We start from the raw sequence: 10,233 nt of genomic DNA, 5'->3' as shown, positions 1-10,233 counted from the left end.
TACGAGTAGGTGAAGCCGTTCGCGACGGTGACGTTGCCCGAGTCGTCGGCCACGACCACCGCCACCGCCCCGGCGCCCTTGGCTGGGGTGGTGACCTTGATCTTCGTCTGGCTGAGCACCTTCAGCCCCGTTCCGGCCGTGCCGCCGAACGTCACCCCCGAGGTGCCCGACAGGTTCGTGCCGGTGATCGTCACCTCCGTGCCGCCGGCCTGCGGGCCGGTCGCCGGCGACACCTGCGTCACCGTCGCCGCCGGGTAGTGGGCGTCGATCTCGGACTGGGGGGACGCGGTCGCCGACGGCGTACGCGAGGGTCCGCTTCCGGCCGTCGATGGTGCGGTCGGTGTTGCTGTACGGCGTGTCCTTGTAGACCGCCGCCGTCACCTTCCTGAGCTGCGGATCGGGTACGGCGTCGGCCGGGAAGTCGGCCTTCTTGATGCGCGCGCCGTTGGCGTCGTAAAGAGCAGTCATGCGCGGATGATGGGCGCAGCCTGCGGGTAGCGTCCCCGGTCCGGCAGGGACGGCACCCTGTTGTCCTAGGACGCGCCAGGGGAGGTGACCCGCGTGGACGGGTTCCCAGCGTGGTTAAGGTTTGCTACAGTGGGGGTGTTGGCGGGTGAGCGACCCGCCCCATCGATGGGAGACCCCCGATGCTGAACCTGCCGTTCGCCGACGAGCAGACCGCCCGCGACGAGGCACACCGCCACCTTACGCACTGGGAGGGCGAGCCGGGGCAGACCAGCAACGCCCTGGACCGGGCCCGGTCCTGACGGCTTCCCCGTGCGGCCCGCACGCCGGGCCGTACCGGAAGCCGCCAAGCCCGGCGGCCCAACCCCCAGCGATCGAGGAGACCCCATGCCGTTCGGCATCACGCACACCCGCCGCATCAACTTCCACCTCGGCGGAGACGTCACCGCGCCGTTCATCCACCCCGCCAGCGACGACGAGATCCTCCAGGTCCGACACCGGCTGGCCGACCCGAACGGTGTGATCGAGATGGAGGACGGCGACAACATCAGCATGCTGCCCGTCCGGTCGATCATCTATGTCGAGGTCGAGCGGCGCGCCAACACCAGCTCAGCGTCCGTCGAGCTGTACCAGGACGCCGACGGTGGCCTGTACCTGCGCGACCCCGACGAGGACCTCGCCTACGGCTTCGTGGACACCCCGGCGGCCTGCGAGTTCCGCGGCGATGCAGAGGCCCTGATCACCGGCGACTGGGACCTGACCGACACCATGGACCAGCCGCGCCCCATCGACGGGCTGACCCTCATCGCCACCTACAAGCACAGCATCCGGGCGGTCATGCCGGTGTGGCGGTCGAACGACGGCCCGGACGCCCCCCGCGAGCCGATCGCCGGCGCGGAGGGCCAGCGGTACATCGGCAAGCAGGCCCTCGCCGCGTTCGATCGTCTGGCCTGACTCTTCCCCGTGCGGCCCGGTGAGCGACCGGGCCGCACCGGTGGCGTCAGGAAGGAGACCCCCATGAGGATCTTGACCGCCGTTACGGAGCGGATCGCCCGCTCCACCACCTCGAAGGCCGCCCGGAAGGCGTACTTCGACCTCGACCGGCACGCCTACCGGATCCGCGTCGAGCTGACCCGCCCGATGAGCGGCATCACCCGCGCCGGGTTCATCGGCCAGCTCGCCTCACTGGAGGCGCAGCAGGCGCGGCTCCACCTGGACGCTTTCGGGCCCGACCCGATCCCCGGCGAGGACGGCCGGGACATGGCCGAGTCGCTCCGCCTGTCCGCGCTGCTGCTGGACCTGATCGCCGACACCGAGTACGCCGTGGCGGTCAGCGGGCCGCGGGTGCTCACCACCACCGAGTTGGAGCCGCACGCCGGGCCGATCCTGAACCGGATGCTCAACATCCCCAACCCGGTCAAGCGCGGCCAGCTGCTGGACGAGCTGTACGACGCGGTGGTCGACGTCGTCGGCGGGCAGGCCGCCGAGACGATCGCCTGCCTGCCCGCCCCCGGCCACGAGCAGCTGGTCACCGCCGGCCAGCACATCGGCGCTCTCGTCAGTGACCGGTCGCGGGACATGGCACGCGAGATCGCCTGGGGCGTGCTGGTCCTCGTCGCGGCCGTCCTCACCGCCGTGGTCACCGGCCCGGCGCGCATCCCGGCCTGGCTCGGCGTGGCCGTCACCATCGCCGGCACCGTCGCGGCCGGCCTGGCCGCCTGGGCGCCCCAGCTGCTGCGCCCCAACCGGATGCCCGCCGTGTCGGCGGCGCTGGTGGCCGCCGCGTTCGGCCTGGTCGCCGGCGACGCCAACCACGACATCGGCCCCAACCTGCTGGTGGTCGCCGTCGCGGTCACCATCGCCGCCGGCGGCGTGCTGACCTGGCGGCTCCGCAGCCGCTGACCGTGTTCCTGGTCGGCCCGGGTGAGCGACCCGGGCCGACCCCCAACCCCTCGGAGACCCCGTTGCGACCGCACGATCTTGCCCGGGACGTAAACCCGGCCGCGCACCTACCGTCCGCGCACATGACGACGTTCCCCCCGACGCCGACGCCGGACGTCCTGGCTGGCCCCACCCAGATGCTGCCGCTGCGCATCCCCGGCGCCACCCTCCACCCCGACCCGGACACCCTGCTGCCCGTCCCGGCAGGCGCGCTCCTCGATGAGGTCGACGCGCTGCTGTTCGCCGACATCGCCGCCCGCCTCGGCGACCCCACCACCGGCCCCACCAACCAGCCCGCCAGCCACGACAACGGGTGCCGCTGCGGCCAGCCCCAACCCGGTGTCCGCGCCGTCGGCCGCGCCCGCACCCGCCAAGCCAAGGCCAAGCAGCGCGGCAAAGCCCGCCGCACCCGCCGCCGATGAGCCACGTGGACACCGGTCGCCGCTGGGTCGAGCTGATGGACATCGACCAGCTGCCCGGCGCCCGCCTCAACCCGCGCCGCCACAACATTCCTGAGCTGAGGGCCTCCATCGCCCGGTTCGGCTACGTCGACCCCATGGTCTTGGACGAGCGCACCGGCCAGCTCGTCGCCGGACACGGCCGCCGTGACACCCTCCGCGGCCTCCGCGACTCCGGCGAACCACCACCGCCCGGTGTCGTCATCGGCGAGCGCGGGGAATGGCAGGCGTACGTGCTGCGCGGCTGGGCCTCCGCCAACGATGTGGAGGCCGCCGGCTACCTCCTCACCTCCAACCGGCAGACCGAACTCGCGTCGTGGGACCTCGACGGCCTGGTCGACCTCCTCGGCTTGCAGGACGACTTCACCGGCCTCGGCTGGACCCCCGAGGAGATCGACCGGCTCCTCGACGGCCCCGACCCGTCAGGCGCCGGCGACAGCGACACCGGCCAGGACGACGCCGACGACCAGCCCGCGCCAACCCCCGGCGTCCAGTACGGCGTCCTCGTCATCTGCGCCGACGAAGCCGAGCAGGCAGCCGTCCAGGACCAGCTCTCCGGCGAAGGCTACGACTGCCGGCCCATCAGCCGCTGACCAGCCCTCGGGACGCTAACCACCACCCGGACCTACCGTTCGCCCCCAGACCACCGTCGACCCGCCAGGAGGACCAGTGGGCATCTACATCAGCCGCGCCCACCACCGTCACCCCCGCCGCGCACGCCTCACCATCGGCCGGGTCACCTTCGAAGCCAACCCCATCTTCTGGGCCGTCCTCGTCGGCTCAGCCACATGGGCCGCCATCCTCTGCGCGTGCGCCTGGCTGTGACCGGACCCGTGATGCCGTCATGACCGTCACCGACCAGCCCGGACACGTCACCCGCCACCCCGGCGGCCGACCGTCCAAGCTCACCCCCGAGATCGCCGACCGGATCATCAAAGCCGTCCGCCTCGGCAACTTCTTGGAGACCGCCGCGAAAGCCTCAGGCGTTCACCCCGCCACCGTCTACCGCTGGCTCCAAGACGCCGACAAACCCGGATCTCCCCGCGCCAAGCGCGAGTTCCGCGATGCGTTGTCCCGGGCGCGGGCGGAGGCGGAGCAGCGGATGGTCGGCGCGGTGATCAAAGACGCCAACGGCGGCTACGTCACGAAACGGGTCACCCGGGTTTTGCGCAACGGCGACAAGGAGACGGAGGAGACGATCGCCGGCCCCAACGGGCGGGTGGCGTTGGAGTTCCTGTCCCGAGCGTTCCCGGACCGGTGGGCGCGTCGCTCGGCGCTGGAAGTCACCGGCGCTGGCGGCGGCCCCATCCAAGTCTCCGCGGAGCGGATCAACGGGCTCGCCGACCGGGTGCAGGCCGCGCTCACCTCCGCCGCAGTGGTGGACGCCGAAATCGTGGACGACGACGAAGAAGAGGGGGCTGCGGCGTGACGGACCTGGCGCACCGGATGTGGCTGCTGCACGACATGGAAGAGACGGCGGCCCGCGAGGCGGCCGTGTGGGAGGCCCTCGCCGTGCACGTCGGCGGCACGGTGGTCGCCTGGCACCTGGGTGCCGCGTCCGCCCGGCTGGGTCTCATCCGGGCGGCCATCGTGGAGCAGATGGCGTGCACCCAGCTCGCCCGGATGGCGGCCATGCTGGACGGGCCGATGGCCGTGCTCGGGAAGGCGTTCCGGGACGCGGGGACGGCCGGCCGCGCAGCAGTGTCGGGCCTGTTCGCGGCGGCGCCCGCCGGTAGACTGGATGTGCGCGCCGGTGAGCGACCGGCCGCCAGTAGGGAGACCCCATGGTGACCGCCGGTCGCCGGCCGTACCGCCTCGTCGTGGTCAAAGCCGGCGTCGAGTTTGTGACCCGCACCGAGTACCGCAACGAGGACACCGCCGTCGCTGACGGGCGGGGCTACGTGGCGTCCGGGTGGGACACGGCGTGGGTGCGTACCGCCGCAGGGGCCGACCTGTACCGCATCGAGATCCCTCGGAAGGAGGCCGGCTGTGGCCGGTGACACCACCCTGACCGTGATCGGGAACCTGACCGACGACCCGGAGCTGCGGTTCACCCCGTCGGGTGCGGCGGTGGCGAAGTTCCGGGTCGCGTCCACCCCCCGCTACCTGGACAAGGCCTCGGGCGAGTGGAAGGACGGGGAGCCGCTGTTCCTGTCCTGCGTCGTCTGGAACCAGGCGGCGGAGAACGTCGCCGAGAGCCTCCAGCGCGGCGCCCGCGTCATCGTGTCCGGCAGGCTGCGGCAACGGTCGTACGAGGCCCGCGACGGCGGCGGCAAACGCACCGTCCTCGAACTCGAGGTGGACGAGGTGGGCCCGTCGCTGCGGTACGCCACCGCCAAGGTCCAGAAGATGACACGCGGCTCGGGCACCCCGACCGCGCAGCAGCGGCCGGCTGGCGGGTTCGACGCTGACGACCCGTGGGCCACGCCCGCCGTCGGCGGCGACCAGGGGCCGGGGTTCTGATGTCGACGCTGATGATCCCCCCGATGAGCGGGCCGCGCCGCGGTGGTAGCCGGGTGCCCGACTACCACCCCGACGACCGGACCAACCGGTTGCGCGTCGCCGCCGAACTGGTCGCGGTCCGCAAGCAGGCCGGCCTGTCGTGGTATTCGTTCGGGGCGAAGGTCGGCCGGGCGAAGGCGACCGTGCAGTCGATGGAGGAACGCGGCTACTGGACCGTCGGCACTCTGCAGCGGTGGGCGCGCTGGCTCGACCACCGGTTCGTGTGGACGCTGCACCTGCCGTACGCGCTGGCCCCGGACGCCCTCGCCGACATGTACGCGGCGAAGATCACCGGCACCGCCGACGTGGTCGACGCCTACGCCCGCGCCGGCCTGGTCAACGACATGCGCCGCGCCCGCGAGGGCGCCGGCCTCACCCAGAAGCAGCTCGGCGAGCGGCTCGACGTCTCCCACGACACGATCTGCCGGGCGGAGCGGATCGAAGACAACCTCGACCTCGCCGCCGCGCAACGACACGTGCGTGGCTGCGGCGGCTGGCTGGAACCCCGCATCGAACCCCTGGAAACGGCGTGAGCGGCGTGTACGCCGGAAGGTTCGCCGACCTGGACCCGGCCGACACCGCCGCCCGGCGCGTCCTCATCGGCCAGCTGCGCGGGCTGCGCGACGCGGCTGGCCTCAACCAGCGGCAGGTCGCCCAGGCGATGGGCTGGAAGAGCACCACCGGCGCGCTGTACCGCGTCGAGCGGGGCGACAACTGGCAGCTGCGCACCCTCCAAACCCTCGCCCGCCTCTACGGCCAGCAGCTGACCGTGAACCTGGGCGCACCCGTCCCCGACGACGGCGATCCGCTCGCCGCCATGTACGCGGCGATGCACCCGACCACACCGGCCGCCGCCGACGAACTGGCCCGCGCCGTCTTGGTGCGGAACCTCGTACGCATCCGCGTCGACCGCGGACTGCGGCAAGAGGACGTCGCCTGCGTGATCGGCATCAGCGACAGGGCCGTGCGGCTGTGGGAGCAGGGCTCCGACGGGGTGATGGTCGCCCCCGCCCAACGCTACGCCCGCGCCCTCGAAGCGCCACTCACCTTCCGGCTGGCACCGCTCGCCGAGCCCCTACCCGACACACCCCTGGAGACCCGATGACCGAACCGCAGCAGTACCGCCTCCGCCCGTTCGAGGTCGAAGCGATGCGCTGGCAGCCCGACCAGTCCGACGCCGCCGCCCACCTGCTCGGCTGGCTCACCAGCCACGACGTCGCCTACGACGTGAACGAGAAGTCCGGCGACCTCGTGCTGCACAGCTCGGCCAGGATCGCCCAGCCCGGCTGGTGGGTGATCCGCCGCGCCGACGGCTGGACGTTCACCCTCACCCCCGAGGATTTCGACCAGGCGTACGCGCCGATCGCCCCGCCGGCCGCCGACCCGGACAAGCCCTGCGACCACGTCGCCTTCGCCGGCCAGTTCGACATCAACCGCATCACCGCCACCGACGGCGGCCCGGTCACCGCCTACTCGGCCGACATCCGCATCACCTGTGAGACCTGCGGGGAGCAGTTCCGCTGGATCGGCGCTCCCGCCGGGTTGTCGCCGGCCCGGCCGACCGTCTCCGTGGACGAGACGGTGCTGCACGCCCCGATCCGGCCCGCGAGCTCCGACCCGGACTTCGGCCTCGGCATCCCGGGCTTCGCGATCCGCTTCACCGAGGGAGACGCCCGATGACAGACCAGACCGGCCACCGACGGCTCCGCCGGGACTCGACCCGCTACACCGACGCGAGCCTCGTACCTTGCCCACCCGGCCGGTTCCGACTTCGGCAGGAAGACGTCGAGGCGATGCAGTGGCTGCCCGACGACTACGACGCCAAGTGCGCGATGCTCGCCTGGCTGGACCTGCACGACCGCAGCCGTCGGCTCACCGACACCGGCCAACTCATGCTGGCCGGCTCGGTCGCCCAGCCCGGCTGGTGGGTAGTCCGCCACCTGCCACCACGACAGCAGTTCATCGCGCTCCCAGCGGACACGTTCACCGAAGCGCACGAGCCGGCCCCGGTCACGGAAGGCCCCGCTCTGACCCCCGCCGAGCACGAGGCGATGGATCTCACCGCCCAGCTGTGGGAGAAGCTCTGCCACATCGTCGGCACCGGCGCGTCCGCCGGGCAGGACCTCGCCGAGCTGGCCGCGCCGATCCACACCATTCAGAACGCGATCCTCGCCCAGGCCGCCGCCCGCGCCTACCCGGACCGGTACCGGCTCCTCGGCGGCACCATTACCCGCACCTCGGCGGCGGACCGGTGAGGCGGCGTTCCTGGCGCGCGTCGTGGCTCCGCCGGCTGCTGGGCCTGCACTCGCCCAGCGGCCACGAGCTGGGCCGGTGCTGGTGCCAGCGGTGACCGTGCCCGTCGACCCCGCCCGGGTCGACGGGCAGCACCTGGTGGCCGGCCTACCCCGAGGGGCGGTGCCGCTGCCCGGCGACACCCTCACCGTCACCGACCCGGACGGCCGGACCGGCCTCGCCCGGGTCGCCTGCACCGACCTCGCCCGGAAACGGCTGTACCTCGCCGTCACCTGGCCCCACCCCGTTCACCCCGCTGACCAGGAGCCCGCCCGTGTCTAACCTCCGTACCCTGCGCCGCCGCATGGCCCGCGCCAACCGCGTCGACACCCGCCCCGTCGGGGTAGCCGCCCTCTACCAGGGCCGCCTCAACGCCTACCGGTGCCCGGCCTGCCGTGGCTGCACGGTTACCGTCGACCTCGACGCCGGGGTCACCCCGGCGATGATGGGCTGCCGCGCCACCGACGACTGCGAAGGCACCGCGTTCTCCCTCGGCTACCCGCTCCCCGAGGCGTGGCCGGCCAACGTGCCCACCCAGCCCGCCTGGGAGTGGTACCGGCCCGGCGAACGGCAGCTGACCCGGCTGCGCCGCAAGGACAAGGACGGCTACGACCACGTGGTGCGCGGCGGGCTGCTGCTGCGCCCGTACGGCGCCGGCCGCGGCCCCGCACCCGCCGACGACGCTGGCGAGGCGGAGCCGGCCGCCGAGACCGCCGGGGACGCCCGATGACGGGGCCGCTCGCCGCCCTGGAGCGCCTCCGCGTCGGCCTGGCCGACCGGGGCATCACCGTGCCCGACGGCGATGACCCCGACACCGCCACCATCACCGCAGCCCTGGACGCGATCGACCAGCTCCGGCGGCCCCTCGCCAACCGGGTTGGCCCGCTGAACCCCTGCCACATCGTGTTCAGCCCCAGCCCGCCGCCACCGCCGGTGATCGTGCCGGTCCCGTTCGACCCGCGCACCGGGCGGATGCTCGCATGACCGCGATCGTCGGCCTCGTCCACAACGGTGCCGTCCACCTCGGCGGGGACTCCGCCGGAGTCGGCCCCGGCTGGAGCAGCACCATCCGCGCCGACGCGAAGGTCTTCAGGACCGGCCCTTACCTGCTCGGCTTCACCGACAGCTTCCGCATGGGCCAACTGCTGCGGTACGCCCTCGACGCCCCGAAGCCGCCCGCGTCGCCGGCCGCCCTCGACCGGCACATGGCCACCACGTTCATCGACGCCGTGCGGCGGACCCTGGTCGACGGCGGCTGGATGAGCCGCTGCGACGGCCGGGAGGTCGGCGGCCAGTTCCTCGTCGGCATCGCCGGCCGCCTGTTCGCCGTCGCCGCCGACTTCCAAGTCGGCGAACCGGCCGACCTATACACCGCGATCGGCTGCGGCCAGGACATCGCCCTCGGCGCCCTCCACGCCACCCAGGGCCAACCCCCGGGCCGGCGCATCCGCGCCGCCCTCGAAGCCGCCGCGCACCACAGTGCAGGGGTGCGCGGACCGTACGTCCACCTGCACCAGCGACCCCCCAAGGAGACCCCATGACCCAGCCCCCGTACCTGTACGGCGACCCGGACAGCCGGTTCCGCTGGCACTACATCGACCTCCGCCACAGCGGGTGGATGCTGGACCACCCGGCGGGGTGCAACAGCCTCGACTGCCCGGTCCGCGATGCAGCTAAGACCGCGATCACGTTCCCCCCGCCCGTTACCGGCGAATTCCCCTGCACGGTGGACGAGCAGGGGCGGCTGCTGGTCGTCAACACCCGCCCCACCCGGTCCGTCACGTCGCCTGGCTCGGCGCGGCTGTGTTCCTGGCTGGCTTGCCCCGCCCGCTACGACGCCGTGGCGGTGGCCACCGGCGAGGCGACCGCTGCGGGCTGGCGGCAGTGGCCCAGCCTCAACCTCCAGATGTGCCCCGACCACGCCTGGGTGTGGACGCCCCGTGATGCCGGGGAGGCTGGCCCGCACGAGCCGCGTCTGAACAACACGACCGGCACCCCGGTCCTGCGCTGCGCCTGCGGCACCGTCATCGACAGCGCGGGCCTGAACGGCAGGAAGCTCGCCGAGACGTACCTGCTGCACCTGCTCCGCGAAGAGCAGGCCAACGCCGCCCGGACCGCGTTCGAGCGCGCCGGCACCTACCTGGACGACACGGACACGCTGGACGCCATGCTGGCCGAGATCGCCGACAAGGCCACCGGCAGCCACGCCATCGCCAAGCGCAGTTTCTACGCGAACGGGGAACTCGAGTTCCCGGCCGCGTACGCGGTGCTGTGTCACCTCCTGGCCGTCACCGCGGCGGCGCGCGCGGCGCTCGGCATGGAGGCGACGCCGACGGCGACGGACCTGATGGGAGGGGAGCACCGGAAGATCGGGCCGATGGTCCACGCTCTCGACGGGGCCGCGCACTCGGTGTACCTGCACGGGGAGTGGCGGTGGCTCAGCTCGAAGATGACCACGGAGGAGCGGGAGGCGTTCGCCGGCGCCGTCGAGCGGTACTCCGCCGGCCTGGACCCAGATGGGCCGCCGATCAGCGTCGATTGCTGGTGGCGGGTGCCGGCACAGGGTGAGGCGTGA

General features: G+C 72.9%; 19 protein-coding genes. 18 read left to right on the top strand and 1 reads right to left on the bottom strand.

Annotated features, from left to right (window positions below; genetic code table 11):
* Window positions 1-233: IPT/TIG domain-containing protein (locus ABZ671_RS19000; protein ID WP_357859373.1), on the bottom strand; the 233-nt coding region annotated here is incomplete at its 3' end.
* Window positions 234-852: 619 nt separating this feature from the next.
* Between ABZ671_RS19000 and ABZ671_RS18995 the strand changes: the two genes are divergently transcribed.
* From ABZ671_RS18995 to ABZ671_RS18910, 18 genes are all read left to right on the top strand, one after another.
* Entirely contained in the window at window positions 853-1,419 is a 567-nt protein-coding gene (locus ABZ671_RS18995) for a hypothetical protein (protein ID WP_357859370.1), read from the top strand.
* 63 nt (window positions 1,420-1,482) lie between these two features.
* Window positions 1,483-2,367 carry a hypothetical protein gene (locus tag ABZ671_RS18990; RefSeq protein ID WP_357859368.1) on the top strand — a complete coding sequence of 295 codons (885 nt, stop codon included), beginning with the start codon at window positions 1,483-1,485 and terminating at the stop codon, window positions 2,365-2,367.
* A gap of 122 nt (window positions 2,368-2,489) precedes the next feature.
* Window positions 2,490-2,828, top strand: a complete 339-nt coding sequence (locus tag ABZ671_RS18985; RefSeq protein ID WP_357859365.1) for a hypothetical protein — start codon at window positions 2,490-2,492, stop codon at window positions 2,826-2,828.
* The gene (locus ABZ671_RS18980; protein ID WP_357859362.1) at window positions 2,825-3,457 is read left to right on the top strand and encodes a ParB/RepB/Spo0J family partition protein; all 633 of its coding nucleotides are present in this window, start codon (window positions 2,825-2,827) and stop codon (window positions 3,455-3,457) included. The genes ABZ671_RS18985 and ABZ671_RS18980 overlap by 4 nt, the downstream gene beginning before the upstream one ends.
* A 76-nt stretch (window positions 3,458-3,533) precedes the next feature.
* Complete coding sequence (locus ABZ671_RS18975; RefSeq protein WP_357859360.1) at window positions 3,534-3,689, top strand: hypothetical protein; 156 nt, start codon at window positions 3,534-3,536, stop codon at window positions 3,687-3,689.
* Between the two features lie 19 nt (window positions 3,690-3,708).
* Window positions 3,709-4,293, top strand: a complete 585-nt coding sequence (locus tag ABZ671_RS18970) for a hypothetical protein (protein WP_357859357.1) — start codon at window positions 3,709-3,711, stop codon at window positions 4,291-4,293.
* The gene (locus ABZ671_RS18965; RefSeq protein ID WP_357859354.1) at window positions 4,290-4,655 is read left to right on the top strand and encodes a hypothetical protein; all 366 of its coding nucleotides are present in this window, start codon (window positions 4,290-4,292) and stop codon (window positions 4,653-4,655) included. Before ABZ671_RS18970 ends, ABZ671_RS18965 begins: the two co-directional genes overlap by 4 nt.
* Window positions 4,649-4,864 carry a hypothetical protein gene (locus tag ABZ671_RS18960; RefSeq protein WP_357859352.1) on the top strand — a complete coding sequence of 72 codons (216 nt, stop codon included), beginning with the start codon at window positions 4,649-4,651 and terminating at the stop codon, window positions 4,862-4,864. The genes ABZ671_RS18965 and ABZ671_RS18960 overlap by 7 nt, the downstream gene beginning before the upstream one ends.
* A complete protein-coding gene (locus ABZ671_RS18955; RefSeq protein ID WP_357859350.1) occupies window positions 4,854-5,327 on the top strand; it encodes a single-stranded DNA-binding protein in 474 nt (157 codons plus the stop codon). The genes ABZ671_RS18960 and ABZ671_RS18955 overlap by 11 nt, the downstream gene beginning before the upstream one ends.
* Window positions 5,328-5,350: 23 nt before the next feature.
* Complete coding sequence (locus tag ABZ671_RS18950; protein WP_357859347.1) at window positions 5,351-5,899, top strand: helix-turn-helix transcriptional regulator; 549 nt, start codon at window positions 5,351-5,353, stop codon at window positions 5,897-5,899.
* Window positions 5,896-6,471, top strand: coding sequence for a helix-turn-helix transcriptional regulator (locus ABZ671_RS18945; RefSeq protein WP_357859344.1), 576 nt, complete (start codon window positions 5,896-5,898; stop codon window positions 6,469-6,471). The genes ABZ671_RS18950 and ABZ671_RS18945 overlap by 4 nt, the downstream gene beginning before the upstream one ends.
* Window positions 6,468-7,046 (top strand): hypothetical protein, encoded by a 579-nt coding sequence (locus tag ABZ671_RS18940; RefSeq protein WP_357859341.1) that lies wholly within the window; start codon window positions 6,468-6,470, stop codon window positions 7,044-7,046. The genes ABZ671_RS18945 and ABZ671_RS18940 overlap by 4 nt, the downstream gene beginning before the upstream one ends.
* Entirely contained in the window at window positions 7,043-7,621 is a 579-nt protein-coding gene (locus ABZ671_RS18935; protein ID WP_357859339.1) for a hypothetical protein, read from the top strand. Before ABZ671_RS18940 ends, ABZ671_RS18935 begins: the two co-directional genes overlap by 4 nt.
* 91 nt (window positions 7,622-7,712) lie before the next feature.
* A complete protein-coding gene (locus tag ABZ671_RS18930) occupies window positions 7,713-7,940 on the top strand; it encodes a hypothetical protein (RefSeq protein ID WP_357859336.1) in 228 nt (75 codons plus the stop codon).
* A complete protein-coding gene (locus ABZ671_RS18925) occupies window positions 7,933-8,388 on the top strand; it encodes a hypothetical protein (RefSeq protein WP_357859334.1) in 456 nt (151 codons plus the stop codon). The genes ABZ671_RS18930 and ABZ671_RS18925 overlap by 8 nt, the downstream gene beginning before the upstream one ends.
* Window positions 8,385-8,642 carry a hypothetical protein gene (locus ABZ671_RS18920; protein ID WP_357859331.1) on the top strand — a complete coding sequence of 86 codons (258 nt, stop codon included), beginning with the start codon at window positions 8,385-8,387 and terminating at the stop codon, window positions 8,640-8,642. Before ABZ671_RS18925 ends, ABZ671_RS18920 begins: the two co-directional genes overlap by 4 nt.
* Window positions 8,639-9,199: a hypothetical protein gene (locus ABZ671_RS18915; RefSeq protein WP_357859329.1), complete on the top strand. Its 561-nt coding sequence runs from the start codon at window positions 8,639-8,641 to the stop codon at window positions 9,197-9,199. The genes ABZ671_RS18920 and ABZ671_RS18915 overlap by 4 nt, the downstream gene beginning before the upstream one ends.
* The gene (locus ABZ671_RS18910) at window positions 9,196-10,233 is read left to right on the top strand and encodes a hypothetical protein (protein WP_357859326.1); all 1,038 of its coding nucleotides are present in this window, start codon (window positions 9,196-9,198) and stop codon (window positions 10,231-10,233) included. Before ABZ671_RS18915 ends, ABZ671_RS18910 begins: the two co-directional genes overlap by 4 nt.

Origin of the sequence: Micromonospora sp. NPDC006766, assembly GCF_040636055.1 — a bacterium.
Taxonomy (GTDB): Bacteria; Actinomycetota; Actinomycetes; order Mycobacteriales; family Micromonosporaceae; genus Micromonospora.
This window is presented reverse-complemented; position numbering and strand designations above follow the sequence as displayed.